Here is a 21,817-nt window from a genome sequence, read left to right on the forward strand (position 1 = left end):
ATGGCATGCTTTGAGAAATACCCCGTGCTCTCGAAAGTCCGTGACCTCCGTGACAGAGCTGTGCGCCTGCTGGTTGGGTACTTACCGAGTGTAAGTGGCGCGATCGGCTGGAGCTTGTTTTCCCGCGAGCCAGCAGCTGCGCAAGCCGCTGGAGGCACCGACCCCGCCACCATGGTCAACAATATATGCACGTTCATTCTCGGTCCGTTTGGTCAATCGCTCGCCGTCCTTGGTATCGTCGCCATCGGCGTGTCGTGGATGTTCGGTCGAGCTTCCCTTGGTCTCGTGGCAGGTGTCGTTGGCGGGATCGTTATTATGTTTGGAGCCAGCTTTCTCGGCCAAACCCTCACCGGGGGTGGGGGATGAATGACGATTTTGAAGAGGCCACGCTCTATCTGGCGGCGACGAGACCTGCATTGTTCTTTGGGGTACCGCTGACGCTTGCTGGGGTTTTCATGATGTTGGCGGGGTTTCTCATCGTGATTGTGCAAAACCCCCTCTATGAAATTGTTCTCTTGCCGCTTTGGTTTGGAGCGCGGCTCGTCGTAGAGCGCGACTATAACGCGGCAAGCGTAGTCTTATTGTTTCTCCAGACGGCAGGGAGAAGCGTTGATGGCCACACGTGGGGCGGTGCGAGCGTCAGTCCCAATCCGATCAGAGTGCCGTCGCGAGGAAGAGGAATGACGTGATGTTCGGAGCAAGCGGACGGACCGAGAGATCTGGGGAAATCTATCTGCCTTATGTAGGCCACCTTAGCGACCACGTCGTTCTTCTGGAAGACGGATCAGTTTTGACAATGGCCCACGTTGCTGGCCTCCCATTCGAGCTTGAGGAAATCGAAGTTCGAAATGCGCGGTGCCGCGCCTTTAATACGCTATTTCGCAATATCGCCGATGATGACGTGTCCGTCTATGCTCATCTCGTCCGTCATAGCGACGTGCCAGCGCCGCCCCAACGCCATTTTCGCAGCACGTTCGCCTCCGACCTCAGCGACACGTTTGAACAGCGCGTTCTGTCCGGAAATTTGTTCCGGAATGACCATTACCTCACTCTTATGGTCTCTCCCCGGAGCGCCTTTGGAAGAGCCAGAAGTAAATTCACTAGGCGCGGTAAAAACGCGGGTGAGCTCCCAAATCAAATCAGACATCTAGAGGACATTTGGAGTATAGTTGCGGGCGCTCTCGACGAGTACGGACTGCGGCGTCTAGGCATACGAGAGAAAAATCAGGTGCTTTTCACAGAAATTGGCGAAGCGCTCCGCTTGATTATGACTTGCCGGTTTTTACCAGTGCCAATTGTCAGTGGCTCCCTTGGTGCCTCAATTTATACTGATCGGGTCATTTGCGGTAAACACGCCTTGGAAATTAGGGCGCCAAAAGATCGCTACGTCGGCTCGATCTTTTCTTTTCGCGAATATCCGGCAAAGACACGGCCAGGAATGCTTAATTCACTACTATTTTCAAGCTTTCCGCTCGTTCTGACCCAAGGGTTCTCTTTCCTCACACGTGCACAAGCCCACGCCAAGCTCAGTCTCAAATCGAACCAGATGACCAGTTCTGGCGACAAGGCTGTCAGCCAGATCGAGGAGCTTGCGCAAGCAGAAGATTCGCTAGCCAGCAGCGAATTCGTCATGGGTTCGCACCATCTCAGCCTTTGTGTTTATGCCGATGAATTGAATACTCTTGCCGACAACGGCGCGCGCGCTCGAACAAGCTTGTCTGACGCGGGGGCAGTCATTGTGCAGGAGACCATTGGATTGGAGGCCGCGTATTGGTCTCAACTTCCAGGAAACTACAGATGGCGCACCCGGCCTGGAGCCGTAACCTCACGAAATTTCGCCGGACTAGCGTCATTCGAAAATTTTCCTGTTGGAAGAAAGTTCGGGCATTGGGGCGGTGCAGTTGCTCGCTTCCGTACAAACGGAGGCACACCTTTCGATTATATTCCGCACGAGAACGATGTTGGCATGACCGCGATCTTTGGGCCAATTGGAAGAGGAAAAACAACGCTCATGACCTTCATCTTGGCGATGCTCGAGCAGAGTATGGCCAAACGCAGCGGGACTATCGTTTTTTTCGATAAAGACCGAGGCGGTGAACTGCTTGTGCGCGCCACCGGCGGTACTTACCTCTCCTTGCGAAGAGGTGTTCCAAGCGGCCTTGCGCCTTTGCGAGGTTTGCCGGATACAGCTGATTCCCGCGACTTTCTACGCGAATGGATCGTGGCACTTATTGAAAGCGACGGGAAGGGGAAAATCTCGCCGGAGGAAAATCGCCGCCTAGAACGCGGAATCCAACGACAACTGTCCTTCGAGCCAAATATGAGATCTCTCGCAGGCCTTCGGGAATTCCTGTTGCACGGGCCCTCGGAAGGTGCAGGTGCTAGGATGCAGCGATGGTGTCGCGGTAACGCGCTCGGCTGGGCGTTTGACGGCGAGACTGACGAGGTGAAGCTAGATCCATCGATCACAGGGTTCGATATGACGCATCTCCTCGAATATGAGGAGGTATGCGCCCCAGCCGCAGCATACCTTTTGCATCGAATAGGAGCAATGGTCGACGGCCGACGCTTCGTGATGAGCTGCGATGAGTTTCGCTCCTACTTGCTAAATCCGAAATTCGCAGCAGTCATCGACAAGTTCCTGCTGACCGTCCGGAAGAACAACGGAATGTTGATTCTGGCCACCCAACAACCAGAACACGTACTTGACTCACCGTTAGGCGCAAGCCTCGTTGCACAATGCATGACAAAAATTTTCTACCCATCACCAACCGCAGACCGCTCTGCTTACGTAGATGGGTTGAAATGCACCGAGCGTGAGTTTCAGGCGATCCGAGAGGACATGGCGATAGGCAGACGTAAGTTCTTGCTCAAGCGCGAGAGCGGGAGCGTTGTATGCGAATTTGATCTCCGCGACATGCCAGAATATGTGGCTGTATTATCCGGTCGCGCCAACACGGTTCGGTTTGCGGAGAGATTGCGCGAGAGCACTGGAGAGCATCCTTCAGCTTGGTTGGACGAATTTATGACGCGTTACCACGAGGCACGGGACTAAGATGGAGATCGAGTCGATGAAAACATCGAGGACCGTAATGAGCGCGCTTTTCATATGCTTGGCGCTTTCGAATGCCGCAAAAGCGCAGTTTGTCGTCACTGACCCAGTAACGGAGACGGAGACCCTAGCTACGGCGCTTAATGCCGCTGCTAATCTTCAACAGCTTATAACAATGGTCACAATGTTGACCGCGCCTTTCGCCGTTACTGGTATGCTTTCAGCGCTTGACCAGAAGAGCCAGTATCCTTCTGCCGGCCAACTCGACAAGGAAATGTTTTCGGCACGAATGCCTGCTTCGGCTGGTGCTCGATCGATTGCACTGGATGCCGATCGCACAGTCGTAGGTGATGACGCTGAGGGCAATCTTTTGCGCCAACAGATTGCGGGCGCCGCCAATGCAGCCGGTGTCGCAGCTGACAACTTGGAGGCAATGGACAAGCGTCTAGAGGCAAACTCTGAGACTTCTGCCCAACTTTCCCGCTCGCGCAATATAATGGCGGCCACCGTCACAAATGGCTTGCTTCTGAAACAGATCCACGACGCAATAATTCAAAATATTCAGGCGACAAGCCTACTGACGATGGCAACCGCACAGGCGGGGTTGCACGAGGCGGAGGAGGCTGCGGCCCAACGAAAGGAACGTCAGGCAACTGCGCTGATCTTTGGCGTTGCTCAAATGCGCTGACCCCTTTCCTCGCCCAGGGATTTTCGCTCTCTGAAGAATTTGAAACTCGATCCAGGTAAGGGCAATGAATTTTAGCATTCCTGCGCCTTTCACGGCGATCCATACAATTTTCGACCGGGCTTTCACCGTCGGGCTCGATAGTTTGCTGGGAGATATGCAACGAGCGGTGAGCGCACCTCTCGTGGCTTGTGTAACTCTTTGGATTATTGTTCAAGGCATTCTCGTAATGCGTGGAGAGGTGGACGCTCGCGGCGGCATAACTCGCGTCATCACTGTTTCGGTGGTCGTTACTCTCGTGATTGAGCAGGCGGAGTACCACGATTACGTGGTCTCTGTCTTCGAAGAAACCATTCCCAATTTTATTCAGAAGTTTGCAATCAGCGGCCTTCCCTTGGAGACGGTTCCTGCTCAGCTCGATACCATGTTTGCGCTAACGCAGGTGGCATTTCAGAAGATCGCCACTGAAATCGGGCCAATGAATGACCAAGATATCCTCGCGTTTCAGGGCGCACAATGGATTTTTTATGGTACGCTCTGGGCCGCGTTTGGAATCTACGACGCTATCGGTATCCTGATCAAGGTTTTGCTAGCTATAGGGCCGCTAATCCTTGTCGGCTATCTCTTTGATAGAACGAAAGACATGGCTTCGAAATGGATCGGCCAACTTGTCACATATGGTATACTTCTGCTTCTTCTAAACATTGTGGCAACTATCGTCGTGCTGACAGAAGCGACCGCGCTTGTTCTAATCTTGGGGGTTGTAACGTCCGCGGGCACGACTGCCGCCAAGATAATAGGCCTCTATGAACTCGATATGTTCTTTCTGACGGGCAACGCTTTGATCGTCGCCCTACCGGCGATCGCCGGAAACATAGGAGGAAGCTATTGGAACGGCGACACGCAAACGGTTGGTAGTCTCAATCGTCACTTCGCGCGGACTGTCCGCAGATAATCCAGCCTGACACACGGAGCGTTCCTTTGAAGTACTTTCTAATATTTCTGCTCTTTGGCTTGGTGTCTTGTCAGACACACGATCGGTTGGCGGCTTGTAAGGGACCTATCTTTCCGCTGAACGTTGGGCGATGGCAGCCTGCCCAAACGGATCTTCAGCCTATCACCGGAGGAGAGATCAATGAACGGTTCTGAATATGCTCTATTGGTCCAGAAGGAAGCATTGGCAGATCACTATAATGAAGTGAAGGCGTTCCAGTCTGCTCGCGCTAGATCTTCTCGGCGGGTCTCCAGGGCTTTGGCTGCTTTGGCCATAATTGCCCTGGCAGGGAATTTGGCGCAGGCCTTCGCGATCGCGGTGATGGTCCCATTGAACAAACTGGTCCCAGTATATCTGTGGGTGCGCCCGGACGGCACGGTTGACAGTGAGGTCTCCATTTCGAGATTGCCAGAGACGCAGGAACAAGCGGTCGTAAACGCTTCTCTGTGGGAGTATGTTCGTCTGCGGGAAAGCTACACGGCAGATACAGCCCAATATGCATACGATCTGGTTTCGAGCTTCAGCGCTCCAACAGTACGACAAGATTACCAGCAGTACTTTAACTACCCCAACCCGAGTTCTCCTCAAATCATCATCGGAAAGCGCGGAAAACTGGAAGCCGAGCACATTAGTTCAAACGAACTTATGCCTGGCGTCCAGCAGCTCCGCTACAAACGCACTCTCATCATGGAGGGACAGTCCCCGATTGTAACCACTTGGACCGCAACCGTGCATTATGAAACGGTAGCTGACTTACCAGGCCGGTTGAGGCTGACAAACCCGGGCGGTTTGATCATTACTTCTTATCAAACGTCGGAAGATACCGTTTCTAACATGACACGGAGCCAGCAATGACCAAAAATTTGTTTCTGGGCCTGCTTTGTATTCTCTTTGTAACCAGCAGCGCCAGGGCAGAAGACACGCCGGCGGCAGGCAAACTGGATCCACGGATGCGCTATCTCGCCTACAATCCCGACCAGGTAGTGCACCTTTCAACCGCTGTTGGAGCCACACTGGTCGTGACATTTGGGTCTAATGAAACGGTGACAGCTGTCGCCGTTTCGGACAGCAAAGATCTTGCTGCGCTACCACGCGGCAATTATCTGTTTTTCAAGGCCAGCAAAGTACTGCAGCCGCAGCCTGTGATAGTCCTCACAGCAAGTGACGCGGGAATGCGGCGCTATGTTTTCAGCCTCGCGACCAGAACGATGTCTCGGCTCGATAAAGAGCAGCCTGATCTCTTCTATAGCGTACAGTTCACTTATCCTGCCGACATTGCCGCTGCTCGCCAAAAAGACGCGGAGCAGAAAGATTTTGCGGGTCGGATGCGGGCGCAAGCGCAATATCAGCGTCGAGCCGAGGACTTGCTTGAACATCCGACATCAAGTGGCGACCCAAGAGGGAAAAACTGGAGTTATGTCGCGCAAGGGGACCGCTCGCTGCTGCCGGTAGAAGTTGTCGACGACGGGTCTTCCACGACATTTCGCTTTCCCGGAAACGTACGGATACCGTCAATCTACGTCATCAACCCAGACGGCAAAGAAGCCACCGCCAACTATTCGGTGAAAGGTGATGGCGTTGTAGTCGCATCTGTTTCCAGAGCGTGGCGACTACGGGATGGCCATACTGTACTGTGCATTTGGAACAAGGCATATGACCCGGTCGGAAGGAAGACAGGCACTGGCACAGTTAGACCGGATGTAGTTCGTGTCCTTAAGGAAGTGCGGTAATGCAAGACCTCGGCAACCAATCTGGAGAGACCATAGATCCTAACGGCTCACTCGTGACGGGTCCTCGCGGTAGGCGCATTTCAGGATCGCAAAAGCTTCTTGTTGCGGGTTTGGTCCTGTTGTTGTCATTAAGCCTTATCTGGCTTGGTGCACATCATCATAAAAAAGCCGACCAGTCTGCAACAAACCCAATGATTGACGCGAACACGAATCCATTCCGGCCGGCCCCGATAGAAAATCCAGCAAAGCCTGTGTTACCCCCACCAGTTTCAGAAGCAGATATTCCGCAGGCTGACCCACATCAGCGAGCACACACCGACATGAAGCCCGAAGAAACGCCGATCTTCGCCTACACAGGAAGTGCTCAAAACGGGCTGCAGTCAGTAAATACAAATATTGAAGAACGTGGCGACGCCAATCCGAGCCCAAACAACTTGGCCGCTTCTGTCCAAGAGACCGAGAACGGTCTATCGACCAGGATGAAACCGAGCATTTTGCAACCTAGCCTTGCTACACTTTTGCCCAATCCAGATTTTGCAATCACGCAAGGGACGATCATTCCCTGCATACTACAGACCGCTATTGACACAAATCTAGCGGGGTATGTGAAATGCGTTTTGCCCCAAGATATACGTGGCACAACCGGAAATGTAGTGCTTCTGGATCGCGGTACGATAGTTGTCGGCGAGATACAGCGAGGACTCCAGCAAGGAGACGCTCGCGTGTTTGTACTCTGGAGCCGCGCTGAGACGCCCTCACATGCGATAGTATCGCTTGCCTCGCCCGGGGCTGACGAACTCGGCCGGTCTGGACTGCCAGGTACGGTCAATAATCATTTTTGGTCGCGCTTTAGCGGAGCTATGCTACTCAGTGTTGTCCAGGGTGCCGTTCAAGCGGCGAGCAGCTATGCAGGGAATTCGGCTGGCGGGACCAGTATTAATAGTTTCCAAAACAATGGTGAACAAGCAGCCGATACCGCCCTACGGGCAAGCATCAACATTCCCCCGACCCTGAGCAAAAATGAGGGGGATACGGTATCGATCTTCGTCGCGCGCGATCTAGATTTTTCAGGAGTTTATCAGCTTCGCCTGACGGGGGAAACGGCAAAACATCGTCATCTGCGCTAGTAAACAGACAGTCAAAGTTACGAGATGCCTCTAATGGAAGTAAGTCCCCAATTACTTATTCTTCTTAAGCCAGTTCTAAAATGGCTCGATGATCCTAGAACTGAAGAAGTTGCAATAAATCGACCAGGAGAGGCCTTTGTGCGCCGGGGTGGAGTCTTCTCGAGATTCGACGCGCCATTTTCTTTCGATGATCTTGAGGACATCGCCATTCTGGCAGGAGCATTACGAAAACAAGATGTCGGCCCTAGGAATCCCCTTTGTGCCACAGAACTTCCAGGCGGAGAGCGATTGCAGATATGCTTGCCGCCAACCGTACCTTCGGGAACTGTCAGCCTGACAATCCGTCGGCCAAGCAATCGTGTTTCGGGATTAGGGGAAGTCGCGGCTCGCTATGACGCCAGTAGATGGAATCAGTGGCAAATAAGAACGCAGCGTCGAGAACAGTTAGACGCTGCGATCTTGCAAGAATACGATCGCGGTGATCTGGAGGCGTTTCTACGTGCATGCGTTACCGGCAAGCGGACTATTTTACTTTGTGGCCCGACCGGGAGCGGCAAAACTACGATGAGCAAGACCTTGATCAGCGCTATTCCCCGAGAAGAGAGGCTGATAACCATCGAAGATACGCTTGAACTAGTCATTCCTCACGAAAACCATGTCAGACTGCTCTACTCAAAGAGCGGTGGTGGAATGGGAGTGGTGACCGCGGAGCAATTACTGCAGGCAAGCCTTAGAATGCGCCCAGACCGTATATTGCTCGGTGAGATGCGGGACGACGCGGCATGGGCATACCTGAGTGAGGTCGTCTCAGGCCATCCTGGGTCGATATCCACGATCCATGGTGCCAATCCTATTCAAGGGTTCAAAAAGCTTTTCTCGCTGGTGAAAAGCAGTCCTCAGGGCGCTGGCTTGGAAGATCGTACACTCCTCGACATGTTGGCCACGGCGATAGATGTCATTGTCCCCTTTCAGGCTTATGGAGATATTTATGAAGTAGGTGAGGTTTGGCTTGCGGCCGATGCTCGTCGGCGCGGCGAAACGATTGGAGATCTACTTAACCAGAGCTAGAGCGCCCCAGAATGTACCGTCATAAGTGAACAGTTCAACAGCTACAGGGCCTGTCGTCAAGTTGAAATGCCTAACGCGCATTTTTTCACCAAAAAAATGCCGAAATTCCGCCAGATTACCCGCATATTGAGAGAAAGAACACATTTATTCCAAAATATTCGTCCATTGATTGCATGTATGTTAATTTAGTCTTCTCTTAGAGAGGTGAGATTGTGAAACACGTTCTTGTCATTGATGACGATTCTGCAATGCGCCACCTCATCGCCGAGTATCTTAAGATTCATGCGCTGAGGGTGACTACTGTGTCCGAGAGTCAGCAATTCAACCGTGTACTTGCATCCGAGACGGTCGATGTCGTTGTCGTGGATCTCAATCTAGGACGTGAAGACGGACTTGAGATCGTTCGCGGTCTAGCCGCGAAATCCGATATCCCTATAATAATCATCAGCGGAGACCGCCTCGAAGAGGCGGATAAGGTTGTCGCGCTCGAGTTGGGAGCCACGGATTTTATAGCGAAACCTTTTGGGACACGCGAGTTCCTGGCACGCATACGTGTGGCATTACGCGTGCGACCGAATGTCGGGCGAACCAAAGACCGTCGCTCATTTTGTTTCGCTGGTTGGACACTCAGTCTCAGACAACGGCGATTGACATCTACAGACAATGGCGAGGTGAAACTGACCGCGGGGGAATTCAATCTACTTGTCGCGTTCTTGGAAAAGCCTCGCGACATCCTTTCTCGAGAGCAACTGCTCATTGCGAGCCGCGTGCGTGACGAGGAAGTATTTGACAGAAGCATCGATGTTCTCATTTTGAGACTGCGCCGAAAGCTCGAAGAGGATGCAGCCAGCCCAAACTTGATTAAAACGGTTAGGGGTGCTGGGTATTTTTTCGACGCTGATGTGAATGTATCTTTCGGAGGCATGATGGCGGCTTAGAGCGGCGACGCATATGTCTTTACAATCCAGGATGATCCTTTACCATTTTCCGGTCTTCTCTCCTGCAAAAAAAGATGCTAGGGCCGCTGTAGCCAGTTTGTGACCAAAAGCCCGGGCAGTCTCCAATCCCAATGGATCAAAGTAATTGCGTGCGACCTCTACAAGCGACGCCGGGAACATGCGGGAGGTCTGAACAATAACAGGCTTATTGGATACTTGTGAGATCGGGTAGCTTTTTGGGGCCGTGCTGATTGATCCGTCCGCCAACATGCTCTCAAAATCGACGAGCGCACGGCGCAAGATCATCTGCAGTGACTTGGAAGTGCTGTACTGCAGAATCAAGTTGTCATATATTTTTGATACCTCAGGAGCTGGCGGTCGCGCCGAGAGGAAGACTTGGATTTTTTCGGGCGTAGCTGCTGAACTCAAGGCGTCTGCCGTAAGCAGCAATTTCCGATCGAAGTTGTCGCGACGCTTGGCGGCTGAAGGGGGATGTAGAACTTCCGGTCTGCCTCTTTCAGGTAACTGAGGAAATTGCGCGCCTTGCGAGGAATGGGCCGGAACTGTTTGAACGACCTCCGATCGCAAGGCAGCAAGCCGTCTTGCTTCACCGACAGACAAAGCTGGTTTGCGGATCCCCATCTTCAATCTCCCAAAGTTGCGCCAATAAGCTCTGAAATTGTCACGAGTTCTTCCATCGCAATTCTTAGGTTGCGCTCAACGAGGCGCATCATCGGATCATCTGTTGCGTTCAACAACGTGAGATGTAGCATGCCACGTTCTTTCATCGCAGCGAATGCGTCTCTCTCGTGCATTGCAGATTGTATGACTGGCAGGTTCGCTAGCATTTCCGACATCGCGCGCTGCGACGTCGTTAATCGACCAACCGGGACCCGTTGCCGCAAAACGGCGGTTGGAACCACCAAATTTTCGCTTAGCAGCAGCTCGATGACGTAACGGTACGTCGAAAGTGCCTCATCGACATCGAGCGGAGTTAACATTGTGGGGATCAGAAGCAGGTTTGAACTCGCGATGATAGTGTTGTTGAGCTCACTCGAACCCCCATGCGTATCGGCCAACGCATAATCGAATTCCCGAGCTTCGGCGTCTTCATAAGCCGCCTCGAGTAGCGACATTTCTTCTGCAGCGTACACCTCGCAGGATTCATTCCAGGTGTTCCTGCGCACGCCGTTTTCTTTCCACCGCGTTAAAGGCCGGTTCTCGTCGGCATCGAGAAGAGCTACTCTTTTGCCGCCTTTTGCAAAAGCAGAACAAAGGCCCATGAGCGCCGTGGTCTTGCCCGCGCCACCTTTAAACGAGCAAAAAGTTAAAAGTTTCATGAGTTTATCCCGTAGACTTTGTGAGCACGAGTGCGTTTGTATTTTTATTCGTATGTGTAAATGTGCATTAGAATAAATGTTAACATAAATATATTTCAGATATATTACGGCTTGATTGCGAGTGTAGCTTATTAAATCGAAAAATACGCTGTATATTATTGATTTTAATCTTCGTAGGGCTAGGCTTATCTGCTCTTGGCTAGAGACTTTGATCCGAACGAAGCAAGATCATCCCGCTTTCTATGGAGCAAGCGATGTCGCAGAACGCAAAATCCTTTTCTGACAGCGTAGTAAACCGGAGCGAAGAAACGAAGATCGAAAGATTCAAGGTCGTCAGTACCCGTTTGCGATCGGCCGAATATGAGAACTTTTCCCGCCAGGCCCGCAGGTTGGGGCTATCCGATAGCATGGCCATAAGGGTTGCCGTCCGTCGGATCGCGGGCTTTCTCGAAATCGATGCAGAGACTCGGCATAAAATGGAAGCCATACTTCACTCCATAGGAACGCTCTCAAACAACATTGCGGCGCTGCTAACAGCCTACGCGGAAAATCCGACAACGGATTTGGCTGCTCTTCAAGCTGAACGGAACGCTTTCGGTACAGCGTTCGCCGATCTCGATGGCTTGCTCCGATCTATTTTGTCCGTATCACGGCGAAGAATTGACGGTTGTTCCATGCTGGAGGACGCCTCGCACTGACATAGTTCTTGGCAAGGAAACTGTTGGATGCCTGATCGGTCACAAGTCATTATTCGCATAGTCCCGGGAGGTGGTACGAAGACCATCCAGCAAATTATCAATCAGTTGGAGTATCTGTCGCGTAAGGGCAAGTTGGAACTTCAGCGCTCGGCGCGGCATCTTGGTGTTTTCATACCGGCGAATGAGATCCGCGACCTTGCCCGCAGTTGGGTTCAAGAAACCGGGGCTTACGACGAGAATCAGTCCGACGAGGAAAGGCAACAAGAGTTGACCACCCATATTATTGTGAGCTTCCCTGCCGGTACAAGTGAGGCAGCTGCCTATGCAGCGAGTCGCGAGTGGGCAGCCGAAACGTTTGGGTCAGGCGTAGGGGGTGGCAGGTACAACTATCTTACTGCCTTCCACACCGATCGCGACCACCCACATCTGCATGTCGTCGTTAATCGTCGCGAACTTTTGGGGCACGGCTGGCTGAAAATCTCCCGGCGCCACCCCCAACTGAATTACGACGCCTTGCGCATTCGGATGGCTGAGATTTCACTTCGTCACGGCATCGTTCTGGAGGCGAGCACGCGAGCAGAACGCGGCATCACCGAGCGGCCGATGACTTTCGCCCAGTATCGCCGTCTTCAGCGGCAACAGGCTAATCGCATTCATTTCGACGGTCCTGATCTAGGTTTTTCACACGGTGAATCATCTCAAAACAAGTCAGAAAGCTCGTTACGAAACGTGCGCCCGAGGGCACCAATCGGATCGGAGGGGAGCGGCGGGACGCCGGATCGGATTCCGATTGGAAACGAGTCCTGTTCCCAATCCCGAAGCGATGAAGCCTTTGTGGACGATGCCAATTTGAGGAACGCCCCTCTCACAATCGTCGGAGACGGCCAGGATATTGGAGGCCATTCGACCGAACCCATCAACGCGTACACTGCGAGTGAAGATGACACTTGGCATCGGCGTGATCGGAAACGGCCACGTGGTGATGTGGAGCAGAGCGGCGCAAAAATTTCTAGGGGGAACAGATTTCAGTCGGGAGTGACAATCACCGACGCACCGGGCTTCCGTGACGATCCGATCATATCACCTAAACACCCGCCTGAATCGAGTCCGTTGCGCCCCCGGGGACGGACTAACATTGTTACAGACGAATTGCCTACGCCAGTTGATGGCTCGCGGCAGGAAGAGTCTAATTCTAAGCGTCCTCGTGATGAGGACGCGGAGCGGAGCATTCGCAAGCGTCCAAGGAACGAGCGCAGCCAAGGTGATGAGGGAAATAGAAGGTAGAAAGAGAACGATCATGCTGAACGAAGAATTCAATAGAGATCTCACTCGCTCCGTTCCGAGGAACCCGTTTAACGAAGGAGGCAGAAGTGCGCCAATCACAGTCACACCGCTGTCGGCCAGTGGGGGACACAACCCTAGAGAACCCGTGGCATCGAATGGCTCCTCACAACTTCCTGGTGCCGCCGGCGACCATCCAAGGACCCCCGCCGAAAATCAACGGGGTGCAATTTATGCTCAGAATACCGCAGAGATGCTCCCGGTTGGATCATCCAAAGCTCTCGAACTCCAATCACCTATCCTTCCCAGGAAAAAAGGATATTTTCGCACCGCCATGCAATATCTGCGGGAAATTGAGGTGCAATCCGCTGCCGGGGCCCACCATGAAGCGACGTCGTCGTCTCTTTTTGGCCAGGAGGAAACAAAGCGATTGCGCGTACACGAGCGAACCGCTGAGGAATCGGTGGCGAAGCAAAATAGCAGCTCGAAACAGATGAGGAGTACCATTGCCGCGTCTTTGGCTATAATCGATAGCTCGACCGCGAGGCTTGCGTCGGAAGGACCGCACCGGTTTGAAATGGGGCTGGATGAGATCAACGTGACTGAGGAGAGCAGTACGCAATCTCAGCAAGACATTGCGACGCTAGCCGTTGCCACAGGCGCCTCAGGTTCAGGTCATAATGTGATCATACCTGGCGAGGGCCAACCCGAAGAAACATACAGTGGCGCATCCGACTGGATAGTAGACAGCAGAGATAGCCAGACCAACAGCCTTTTACGGGTGGCACAAGGCTCCGGGCCGGGGTTGGATGACCTTGATTTGCTTGCCGATACAAGTTCGCCGCTCAATACCCAGATTGTTCCTATTGACACAGCCGAAGCGGATTTGAGCCCTGAGCCAGGATCCCCCAACATCGAAAGTACCCAAGTCGTCGCTGAAAGTAACTATTCTGGCGACGCGACCGAAATCGCTAGCCAAACGCCTCATGGATTGTCCGATGTTCGATCCCTTGGATCACCAGAGGAACGCTCAGACGACTTTCCCGAATTTACCGACGAGGATTGGGCGCGGATCGATGCAATCTCCAACCCCTGCCCAACTACGAGGCGGGATGTTGCGAACAGCACTCACGCGATCGGTTTAGGCGACGCTTTAACACCCGAAGATTCTACCATGGGCGCCGGTCCTTGGTTTACAGATTCTGCAACCCATCCTGAGGGTTCTCGACAAAGGCCGAGCCCATCAGAAACGAAGTCGCATGACTTTCCCGAATTTACAGACGAGGATTGGTCGCGGATCGATGCACTCTCCGACCCCCGCCCAACTACGAGGCGGTATGTTGCGAACCGCACTCAGGCGATCAGGTTAGGCGACACTATAATACCCGAAGATTCTACCGTGGCCGCCGGAGGTTGGTTTACAGGTTCTGCAGCCCATCCGGAGGGTTCTCGGCACGGGCCAAGCTCATCAGAAACGAAGTCGCATGATTTTCCCGAATTTACCGACGAGGATTGGGCAGGGATTGACGCAATCTCGAAACCACATTCCGAGAGATCCTGCTCAGAGCAGGATGTGGGGCAAAAATCTCATAGCCCCAATCTGAACAAGGCTGTCGAGGAGATGGTTCTACCATCCACTATTTCTGGAGCGGATCAGCCTGCATGCCGGGACGGGGATCGCCGTGACGCACAGGATCGGGCGAGGGTCTTAGAACCGCGCATGCGCGGCGGGTATGGGCTGTAAAGCCAACTGACTTATAACAATTGCCGTTACCAATAGGATGAACGGAGCGTGGCCACATGATGAATTCGGGCAAATACACGCCGACACGCCTAGCTGCAAGCATTGCATGTTCACTTGCCGTTGGTTTCTGTGCAGCAAGTCTCTATGTCACATTTCGCCATGGCTTTACGGGCGAAACGATGATGACTTTCAGCGTTCTCGCGTTCCTGTACGAGACACCGCCTTATTTGGGATACGCAAGCCCAACGTTCTATCGCGGACTTGTCATCATCTTTGCGGCGTCGACGCTCGTATTGCTATGCCAAGTATTGATATCGATGCGCGAGCGCGATCATCACGGCACTGCTCGCTGGGCCCTGTCCAGCGAGATGCGCCACGCCAGATACCTCCAGCGCTACAGTCACGTCACAGGACCCATCTTCGGCAAAACATGTGGACCACATTGGTTTGGCAGCTACCTAACTAATGGAGAACAACCTCACAGCCTCGTCGTCGCGCCAACTCGCGCTGGTAAGGGTGTCGGCGTCGTTATCCCCACGTTGCTAACCTTCAAGGGTTCAGTAATTGCTCTGGATGTGAAAGGCGAGCTATTCGAACTCACATCAAGGGCGCGTAAATCAAGTGGTGACGCGGTTTTCAAGTTCTCGCCCTTAAATCCAGAGCGGCGAACGCACTGTTACAATCCCGTGCTTGACATCGCCGCGTTGCCGCCCGAACGGCGCTTTACGGAAACGCGCCGCCTTGCTGCGAATCTCATCACAGCCAAAGGCAAGGGTGCGGAGGGTTTCATCGACGGTGCACGAGATCTTTTCGTTGCAGGCATATTGAGTTGTATTGAGCGCGGTACTCCGACGATTGGCGCGGTTTACGATCTGTTCGCTCAGCCGGGTGAAAAATACAAACTATTTGCCCAGCTCGCGGAGGAAACTCAAAACAAAGAGGCTCAGCGCATCTTCGACAATATGGCGGGAAATGACACCAAAATACTGACGTCTTACACATCGGTGCTCGGCGACGGCGGCCTCAATCTTTGGGCCGATCCACTCGTCAAGGCGGCTACAAGCCGCTCGGATTTTTCCGTCTACGATTTGCGGCGGAAAAAGACCTGCATTTATCTTTGTGTCAGTCCGAACGATCTGGAAGTCGTAGCGCCGTTGATGCGTCTTCTCTTCCAGCAGGTTGTATCAATCCTGCAGCGATCGCTGCCCCTTGGGGATGAACGGCACGAGGTTCTGTTTCTCCTCGATGAGTTCAAGCACCTGGGCAAGCTGGAAGCCGTAGAAACGGCGATTACGACAATTGCGGGCTACAAAGGCCGCTTCATGTTCATCATACAGAGCCTGTCTGCTTTGACGGGAACTTATGATGAAGCTGGTAAACAAAATTTCCTTAGCAATACCGGTGTGCAGGTATTCATGGCGACCGCTGATGACGAGACGCCAACCTACATTTCTAAAGCTATCGGTGACTATACGTTTCAAGCTCGCTCAACGTCGTACAGCCAAGCGCGCATGTTTGATCATAACATACAAATCTCCGACCAAGGAGCGCCGCTTCTGCGCGCCGAACAGGTCCGTCTACTCGACGACGACCATGAAATAGTCCTTATTAAAGGGCAGCCGCCTCTTAAACTGCGGAAAGTGCGATATTATTCGGATCGTATGCTGAAGCGCCTTTTCGAACGCCAAATGGGCCCTCTCCCTGAGCCAGTATCCTTGATGCTATCGAAAGAAAATTACCAGCAGATCCAAAACCTCAGCCAACACGGCGTCGTAGTGCCAGAGCAAAGTGTGGGCGACATGGTTTCTATGGTAGGCAATGAGGAAGCCGCAGAAAAGCAAAGCAGCAATATCAACGGCGGCCCAGAGAGTGTTACAATTGGGCGTGACACTCCCCCACGCTCGATTGAAATCACTGCGATGGAGAAAGGCGCTAATTCAGGTGGTATGCCACTAGATTCCAGTCTTACCCCCGAAATGGCTCCGGCTCTGATTGCGCAACAGCAACTGCTAGAACAGATTATAGAGCTTCAGGAACGATATAGATCTACGCCTCCACCGCCGGTGACATGGCCTTAAGTTGCTACCAGATTGTAGTAATTCGTTGCCAGCGCAAATTATGTAGTTGCGCAAAGCTCGACAAACAATTCGTAGGGTGCAAATTGAGTAGATATCGCCATGAAACCGTTAGAAAACTCAAAAGCCGACATCATCGGTTCGACAGCATCACTTTTGGAAGTTCCTGCCGGAGCTGCTCCTGTCTTCTCCCCAACCGAGCCCAAGTGTGCTCGCAGTGAGGATCAAACCGAGCGCAGCGCACATTCATCCACGTCATTTGAGTATGATAACGTGAGACTTGGCACTGCCGAGCGCGAAGCATACGAGAGCTGGGATGGACGGGCCCCCCCCACGTGGAAAGACCTGGTACTCAAGGCGCGACTGGATGCAACAGATGATTCCACGTGGCTTGTTGATCTGGGACGGGTTTGTCCCTCGATCTTCGAATATGATGGAATGCCGCTAGGTGAGGCGGAGCGGCAAGCGTACAAAGAATGGCAAGAGAACGCTCAACCCACATGGGAAGATCTCGTTGTCAATGCGCGCATGGCAGAACTCGGCCATCCTGGCAGGTTCGCCGACGTATATGATTGCCTAGGCGAGGGCGAGAACGTTTGCTCCGATTCTTTGAAGCGCAAGCGGAGCGAATCAATCAAAGGAAACATGAGTGATTTTGCGTCCTTTAACTACGACGAGATGAAGCTCGGGCAAGCCGAGCGCGCTGCATACGATGACTGGAGCGAACTGGAGCCACCAACATGGAAAGACTTGGTGCTCAAGGCGCGTCGGGATGCAATCGACGAAGCCGCGTGGACCCTTGGGTCAGGAGAGGCGTCCTCCTCAATCTTCGAATATGAGGGTATACCACTGGGCGAAGTGGAAAAGCGAGCTTACGAACAATGGGAAGGGGAGGCCCAGCCGACATGGGAAGACCTCGTCGTCAATGCGCGGATGGCAGAACTTGGTCATCTTAGTTCGTTCGCAGATGCGAATGATGCCCTTGAGGAAGCGTTAAAGTCTCGGTCTGATGCGCCCAAACACAATCATGAATGTACAATCGACCAGAAAGGGGTTTCTCTTGCGTCTTTTGCCTATGATGACATGAAGCTCGGGGCACCCGAGCGCGCCGCGCATGAGCGCTGGATTAGGCTGGAGAGGCCGAATTGGGAAGATCTTATCGTAGATGCACGTCAGGCCGCGGAAGACGGGGCATCTGTCTCGACGATGCCGATCGTAAATTCACCATCGTCGGTTTTTTCATATGAGGGAAAGTCGCTCGGAGATGGCGAACGTCTGGCTTACAGAAGGTGGGGGCAGCTAGCCCAACCTCGATGGCAAGACCTGGATGTGAACTCTCGTCGAGCGGAGCTTGACTCGTCGGCCTGGACTCCCGATGAACGTGATCCTTTTGACGAGAGCGAAGCCCTTTGCCACGCGTCCCAGACGGGTAGCACCAATAGCTCTGGCCCCGCTCTGGGAGATCTATCGGAATTAGGCCAGCGTGAGTTTACATGTGAGGCAGCCCAAGAAACCACTCACATGCTATCCTCGGCCCGCTCACAGTTGGAAACGAGGCGGGCACTGTATTTCGGTCCATCTGGACCCAACGCAATTCAAACCGAGAGCATCGCCGCCAGCGATTCTTGGGGTGGCGCATGTGAAGTTAAGCGGTTGGGCACGAAAAGCCGCCGAGCAGCTACAGCGACCACTAATGACTTCAATTACAATGTGCGCCGACTTTTGTCCGACAAAGGTGGATCGGCAACTAGATTGCCTTCCCCAGAAAAAGCCGTTCGCTCGAGAGGCGATAATATTGGCACATATGGAAGTCGGAAAAATGAACGAGAACGGCTAGCGACCGAAACTGGAAAGTTCGAGTCGGAGCATATTTTCGGTTTCAAGGTGGTCCACGACATCTTGCGGGCAACAAAGGAGGGACGTCGTCTTGAGAGGCCAATGCCGGCCTACCTCGAATGCAAGGAACTTCATCGGCAACATGTGGGGACTGGAAGGGGACGAACCGGACTTATCGGTCGTGGATGGCCAGATGATGCGAGCTATCGCTCAGATCAAAAGGCAACCCTGACAGACCCTGTCGCGTCTGCGGAAGGTGCTATAGCTTCGAATGGATATCAGTTGAACCAGTTAGGCTACGCGCACCAGCTTGCCAATGATGGTCTGCAAAGTGTATCACCCGAAGGGGTCAGTTTACCAATTCAGGTAGCGACAACTAGCTACAACTATACGGTAAGCCGGGATCCTATTCTCTCACCACCTGGTAAACAACAAGAGCCCCAATTGCTGCACCTTGGACCACGTGGGCAAACGGAAGCCGTCCTTGCTCGCGAGACCGCATTGACAGGAAAATGGCCAACCATCGAGCGTGAGCGCCAAGTCTATCGGGAATTTTTGACCCTTTACGACGCCAAGAGAGATCTGGAGGTCAAATCACTTCCTCCACGGCAGAAAAAAAAGGCCCTTCTTTCCGCGTTGAACCGGACCGCTGATCTGATAGGTGCGTCACCTGCTAAAGCCAAGTCGTCGAACGCGGAGGACAACGCTACCGCCCACGACGAGCGAAGAGCCTACGAGTCCCGGGAACGAAGCCGTGCAGAATACAGTGAACGTTGACGGCATCATCCATGATGACAGGTCAACAAAATTGCATCCAGATGGCGCCGTTACTTGATGCCTGTTTTCTGCGACCTTCTTTGACAAAGTCACGCTATCTCTGCGACTTAGCAGGAGTTACAGATGAAACGCGATATTCGTTTAGTGACGGGGGCCCAGATGATAAGTTCAACACAGGCTCAGCTCTATTCGGTGATTATGTCCTCCACGACTCTGGAACACAATGCACGCTGTAATACTGATAGGAGGGCTTTCGCATCGCGCTGGCTAACGACGCGAACGCCAAGAGTTGAACTGCCTTGGTGGCAAAATCAGCAACCCAAGTGTGTGGCTTTTTTTGACCAAACTCGGCTAAGGGAGCGAGACGAGGACCGCGGCCTGGATCAGCAAATTATGGCTCCCGGCAGAGCACGACTCAAGTATGCGGAGAGGTTTTGCAGAAGGCATACTCTCGCACCGGTCCAAACGGGACCACGCAAATGGAGCAAACTCTAATTTGCGGAGATAAATCTACGTTCGATGCTCAGGCGGGCTTTGGATCGGAGCGGCAGGCACAGATAAGATTGAAATTTTCGCAGGAGAAACAATGACATGGCGATCATCAAACTAAACACGAGCCAAAACGTTCCTGAATTGGCGGCTGAGGAGCCGCGAGAACTTCATATAGAGAAGTTGAACAAAAATTATCAGCCTGATGGCTTTACGAGTTTGGATCTCGACATGATAGAACTGGAGAATTTTGTTCTTCAGTGCCCGCTTCCCGAAGAAAACCTTGTCAGCTAAAAGGAGTCAGACGATGGATACGACGGGCGATGGCAATACTAAAAATATCGCTGGCACCGCAGCAGACAATGTCGAAAACTCCAGTTTGAATATTTCAAAGCGTCAGAAAAGGGACAACGTGTATACCTCCGACACGTCCGAAGTTCATATGGGGGATAGCGAGAATACTGCCGAACACAACGTTCTCGGGAGCCCACCGTATACGGAAGTTATAAGTCCCGAAAATGGTCCTTACGCGTTCGGATCTCAGTCGAGCCACGATTCTGGCAGCGTTAACGGAAGTCGGTCTGAGGTTGAAAGTGAGTTATCAAGCCTGTTCGCGAATATGACTTTACCAGGCCATGATCGGCGTCAAGATGAGTATATTCTTGTGTGGCAAACCGGACAAGACAAGTTCGCAGGTATTGCTAAAGGTAACCTTGATCATTTGCCTACCAAGAGGGAATTCAATCAAGTCTGCCGACTCTATCGGGATGGGGTCGGCAACTACTATCCCCCACCTCTCGCATTCGATAAGATCGAAATCCCTCAGGACTTGGCTGAAAGTTGGGACAAACTCGAATTGGATGAGCAGCGCAAAGCGCGTTTTCAGCACAAGTTGGAAGTCTGGAATCGTGCTCACGCCGAGATGGGCGTCACTGGTACCGAAATCTTCTATCGTGCTAATCCGAATATTAAACTTGACCAAAATAATAAATTGAGACCTGAAAACCGATATATTCACACGGAGAAATACGGAAGCAGAGAAATTCAAAAACGCTACGTGCACGAGTTTCAAGCTGGTTCACTGCTGCCAGATATCTTAATTAAGACCCCGCAAAATGATATACATTTCATGTATCGATTTGCGGGCGACTTTTATACCGGTAAACGATTTGAGGAATTCGAACATGCTGTAAAAAGTAAGTACGGTACGGATACCGAGATCAAGCTGAAATCTATATCTGGAATTATGCATGACTCCAAATATTTGGAATCATGGGAGCGTGGCAGCGCGGATATCCGTTTCGCGCAGTTCGCCGGCGAGAACCGAGCTCACAACAGGGAGTTGCCATACGCGACAGTGAATATGGGAAGGCAGTCCGATCGTCAGGGAGGTTTAACCCCCGACCGCCATGTCAGTGTTCGCTTCTTGTTGCAAAATGCACCCACTTCTCCTTGGGCTCAAGCCTTAAAAAAAGGGGTGTATTGGGATCGCGTCCAAGTTCTGGCGCGCGACGGCAACCGCTATATGTCACCTCCGAGACTGCAATACTCCGACCCCGAGCACTTCACCCAGTTGATGGATCGAGTTGGTCTGCCTGTTTCGATGGGTCGGCAAAGCCATGCAGATATCGTCAAGTTTGAGCAGTTTGGCGCACAAGCAGCGGTTATCGTTGCGGATGGAGCGAATTTGCGCGAACTTCGAGATCTGTCTGAGGAAAAGTTGCAAAAACTGACTCCAAAAGATGTGCTGATAGCGGATCGCAATGAAGATGGTCATAGAACTGGCACTTACACCAGTGTTGCGGAATACGAGCGCCGTATGATGACATTGCCGGACGACGCAGCGCAGCTTCTCCATGAAGCGACCGATAAATATTCGCGTACATTGGTACGGCCAGAGCCAGCGTTGCCGCCCATCAGTGACAGCCGGCGCAATTACGAAAGCCGAACTCGTAGCCCGACCGTAAACAGTCTGTAGATTTC

20 protein-coding genes are annotated in these 21,817 nt (G+C 52.7%); 18 read left to right on the forward strand and 2 right to left on the reverse strand.

Annotation, left to right across the window (positions count from 1 at the left end; genetic code table 11):
- The 11 genes from virB2 (at window position 1) to virG (ending at window position 9,594) form a co-directional block, all read left to right on the forward strand.
- Entirely contained in the window at window positions 1-366 is a 366-nt protein-coding gene (virB2, locus tag CFBP5473_RS23670; RefSeq protein WP_027676227.1) for a pilin major subunit VirB2, read from the forward strand.
- Window positions 363-689 carry a type IV secretion system protein VirB3 gene (locus CFBP5473_RS23675; protein WP_027676226.1) on the forward strand — a complete coding sequence of 109 codons (327 nt, stop codon included), beginning with the start codon at window positions 363-365 and terminating at the stop codon, window positions 687-689. The genes virB2 and CFBP5473_RS23675 overlap by 4 nt, the downstream gene beginning before the upstream one ends.
- A complete protein-coding gene (gene virB4, locus CFBP5473_RS23680) occupies window positions 689-3,055 on the forward strand; it encodes a type IV secretion/conjugal transfer ATPase VirB4 (protein ID WP_027676225.1) in 2,367 nt (788 codons plus the stop codon). The genes CFBP5473_RS23675 and virB4 overlap by 1 nt, the downstream gene beginning before the upstream one ends.
- A 16-nt stretch (window positions 3,056-3,071) precedes the next feature.
- On the forward strand, window positions 3,072-3,740 hold the full coding sequence (gene virB5, locus CFBP5473_RS23685; protein ID WP_027676224.1) for a pilin minor subunit VirB5: 669 nt from the start codon (window positions 3,072-3,074) through the stop codon (window positions 3,738-3,740).
- Between the two features lie 64 nt (window positions 3,741-3,804).
- Window positions 3,805-4,692: a type IV secretion system protein gene (locus CFBP5473_RS23690; protein WP_027676223.1), complete on the forward strand. Its 888-nt coding sequence runs from the start codon at window positions 3,805-3,807 to the stop codon at window positions 4,690-4,692.
- A gap of 62 nt (window positions 4,693-4,754) precedes the next feature.
- Entirely contained in the window at window positions 4,755-4,886 is a 132-nt protein-coding gene (locus CFBP5473_RS23695) for a type IV secretion system lipoprotein VirB7 (RefSeq protein ID WP_413228990.1), read from the forward strand.
- Entirely contained in the window at window positions 4,873-5,586 is a 714-nt protein-coding gene (locus CFBP5473_RS23700) for a type IV secretion system protein VirB8 (protein WP_027676222.1), read from the forward strand. The genes CFBP5473_RS23695 and CFBP5473_RS23700 overlap by 14 nt, the downstream gene beginning before the upstream one ends.
- Window positions 5,583-6,461: a P-type conjugative transfer protein VirB9 gene (virB9, locus tag CFBP5473_RS23705; RefSeq protein ID WP_027676221.1), complete on the forward strand. Its 879-nt coding sequence runs from the start codon at window positions 5,583-5,585 to the stop codon at window positions 6,459-6,461. The genes CFBP5473_RS23700 and virB9 overlap by 4 nt, the downstream gene beginning before the upstream one ends.
- Window positions 6,461-7,588, forward strand: coding sequence for a type IV secretion system protein VirB10 (gene virB10, locus CFBP5473_RS23710; RefSeq protein ID WP_027676220.1), 1,128 nt, complete (start codon window positions 6,461-6,463; stop codon window positions 7,586-7,588). Before virB9 ends, virB10 begins: the two co-directional genes overlap by 1 nt.
- Window positions 7,589-7,621: 33 nt before the next feature.
- On the forward strand, window positions 7,622-8,656 hold the full coding sequence (gene virB11, locus CFBP5473_RS23715; protein ID WP_027676219.1) for a P-type DNA transfer ATPase VirB11: 1,035 nt from the start codon (window positions 7,622-7,624) through the stop codon (window positions 8,654-8,656).
- 212 nt (window positions 8,657-8,868) lie between these two features.
- Window positions 8,869-9,594 carry a two-component system response regulator VirG gene (gene virG, locus CFBP5473_RS23720; protein ID WP_027676218.1) on the forward strand — a complete coding sequence of 242 codons (726 nt, stop codon included), beginning with the start codon at window positions 8,869-8,871 and terminating at the stop codon, window positions 9,592-9,594.
- 39 nt (window positions 9,595-9,633) lie between these two features.
- Here the strand turns inward: virG and CFBP5473_RS23725 are convergent, their stop codons facing one another.
- Together CFBP5473_RS23725 and CFBP5473_RS23730 are read right to left on the reverse strand one after the other, a co-directional pair.
- Entirely contained in the window at window positions 9,634-10,236 is a 603-nt protein-coding gene (locus CFBP5473_RS23725; protein ID WP_027676217.1) for a conjugal transfer protein VirC2, read from the reverse strand.
- A gap of 2 nt (window positions 10,237-10,238) precedes the next feature.
- Window positions 10,239-10,934 carry a conjugal transfer ATPase VirC1 gene (locus CFBP5473_RS23730; protein ID WP_027676216.1) on the reverse strand — a complete coding sequence of 232 codons (696 nt, stop codon included), beginning with the start codon at window positions 10,932-10,934 and terminating at the stop codon, window positions 10,239-10,241.
- A 254-nt stretch (window positions 10,935-11,188) separates the two neighbouring features.
- Between CFBP5473_RS23730 and virD1 the strand changes: the two genes are divergently transcribed.
- The 7 genes from virD1 to CFBP5473_RS23765 all read left to right on the forward strand — a co-directional run bounded on the left by virD1 (window position 11,189) and on the right by CFBP5473_RS23765 (window position 21,812).
- Window positions 11,189-11,632 (forward strand): T-DNA border endonuclease subunit VirD1, encoded by a 444-nt coding sequence (gene virD1 / locus CFBP5473_RS23735; RefSeq protein WP_027676215.1) that lies wholly within the window; start codon window positions 11,189-11,191, stop codon window positions 11,630-11,632.
- 27 nt (window positions 11,633-11,659) lie between these two features.
- Window positions 11,660-12,916 (forward strand): relaxase/mobilization nuclease domain-containing protein, encoded by a 1,257-nt coding sequence (locus CFBP5473_RS23740; protein WP_027676214.1) that lies wholly within the window; start codon window positions 11,660-11,662, stop codon window positions 12,914-12,916.
- 13 nt (window positions 12,917-12,929) lie between these two features.
- Complete coding sequence (locus CFBP5473_RS23745; RefSeq protein ID WP_136954443.1) at window positions 12,930-14,657, forward strand: hypothetical protein; 1,728 nt, start codon at window positions 12,930-12,932, stop codon at window positions 14,655-14,657.
- A gap of 59 nt (window positions 14,658-14,716) precedes the next feature.
- Window positions 14,717-16,735 carry a type IV secretion system ATPase VirD4 gene (gene virD4 / locus CFBP5473_RS23750; protein ID WP_027676212.1) on the forward strand — a complete coding sequence of 673 codons (2,019 nt, stop codon included), beginning with the start codon at window positions 14,717-14,719 and terminating at the stop codon, window positions 16,733-16,735.
- 99 nt (window positions 16,736-16,834) lie between these two features.
- Window positions 16,835-19,345 (forward strand): virA/G regulated protein, encoded by a 2,511-nt coding sequence (locus CFBP5473_RS23755; RefSeq protein WP_027676211.1) that lies wholly within the window; start codon window positions 16,835-16,837, stop codon window positions 19,343-19,345.
- A gap of 591 nt (window positions 19,346-19,936) precedes the next feature.
- Complete coding sequence (locus CFBP5473_RS23760; protein ID WP_027676210.1) at window positions 19,937-20,128, forward strand: type IV secretion system chaperone VirE1; 192 nt, start codon at window positions 19,937-19,939, stop codon at window positions 20,126-20,128.
- A 13-nt stretch (window positions 20,129-20,141) separates the two neighbouring features.
- Window positions 20,142-21,812, forward strand: a complete 1,671-nt coding sequence (locus CFBP5473_RS23765; protein ID WP_027676209.1) for a VirE2 family protein — start codon at window positions 20,142-20,144, stop codon at window positions 21,810-21,812.
- Window positions 21,813-21,817: the final 5 nt, after the last annotated feature.

Source organism: Agrobacterium larrymoorei (genome assembly GCF_005145045.1).
GTDB lineage: Bacteria > Pseudomonadota > Alphaproteobacteria > Rhizobiales > Rhizobiaceae > Agrobacterium > Agrobacterium larrymoorei.

Bases quoted from the DNA above. Each gene is read 5' to 3' on its own strand.
- CFBP5473_RS23675 (WP_027676226.1), top strand. From the start codon at position 363: ATGAATGACGATTTTGAAGAGGCCACGCTCTATCTGGCGGCGACGAGA.
- CFBP5473_RS23690 (WP_027676223.1), top strand. From the start codon at position 3,805: ATGAATTTTAGCATTCCTGCGCCTTTCACGGCGATCCATACAATTTTC.
- CFBP5473_RS23765 (WP_027676209.1), top strand. From the start codon at position 20,142: ATGGATACGACGGGCGATGGCAATACTAAAAATATCGCTGGCACCGCA.
- virD1 (WP_027676215.1), top strand. From the start codon at position 11,189: ATGTCGCAGAACGCAAAATCCTTTTCTGACAGCGTAGTAAACCGGAGC.
- CFBP5473_RS23745 (WP_136954443.1), top strand. From the start codon at position 12,930: ATGCTGAACGAAGAATTCAATAGAGATCTCACTCGCTCCGTTCCGAGG.
- virB10 (WP_027676220.1), top strand. From the start codon at position 6,461: ATGCAAGACCTCGGCAACCAATCTGGAGAGACCATAGATCCTAACGGC.
- virB5 (WP_027676224.1), top strand. From the start codon at position 3,072: ATGAAAACATCGAGGACCGTAATGAGCGCGCTTTTCATATGCTTGGCG.
- CFBP5473_RS23700 (WP_027676222.1), top strand. From the start codon at position 4,873: ATGAACGGTTCTGAATATGCTCTATTGGTCCAGAAGGAAGCATTGGCA.
- virB9 (WP_027676221.1), top strand. From the start codon at position 5,583: ATGACCAAAAATTTGTTTCTGGGCCTGCTTTGTATTCTCTTTGTAACC.
- CFBP5473_RS23725 (WP_027676217.1), bottom strand. From the start codon at position 10,236: ATGGGGATCCGCAAACCAGCTTTGTCTGTCGGTGAAGCAAGACGGCTT.
- virB11 (WP_027676219.1), top strand. From the start codon at position 7,622: ATGGAAGTAAGTCCCCAATTACTTATTCTTCTTAAGCCAGTTCTAAAA.
- virD4 (WP_027676212.1), top strand. From the start codon at position 14,717: ATGAATTCGGGCAAATACACGCCGACACGCCTAGCTGCAAGCATTGCA.
- virB4 (WP_027676225.1), top strand. From the start codon at position 689: ATGTTCGGAGCAAGCGGACGGACCGAGAGATCTGGGGAAATCTATCTG.
- virB2 (WP_027676227.1), top strand. From the start codon at position 1: ATGGCATGCTTTGAGAAATACCCCGTGCTCTCGAAAGTCCGTGACCTC.
- CFBP5473_RS23730 (WP_027676216.1), bottom strand. From the start codon at position 10,934: ATGAAACTTTTAACTTTTTGCTCGTTTAAAGGTGGCGCGGGCAAGACC.
- CFBP5473_RS23755 (WP_027676211.1), top strand. From the start codon at position 16,835: ATGAAACCGTTAGAAAACTCAAAAGCCGACATCATCGGTTCGACAGCA.
- CFBP5473_RS23760 (WP_027676210.1), top strand. From the start codon at position 19,937: ATGGCGATCATCAAACTAAACACGAGCCAAAACGTTCCTGAATTGGCG.
- CFBP5473_RS23740 (WP_027676214.1), top strand. From the start codon at position 11,660: ATGCCTGATCGGTCACAAGTCATTATTCGCATAGTCCCGGGAGGTGGT.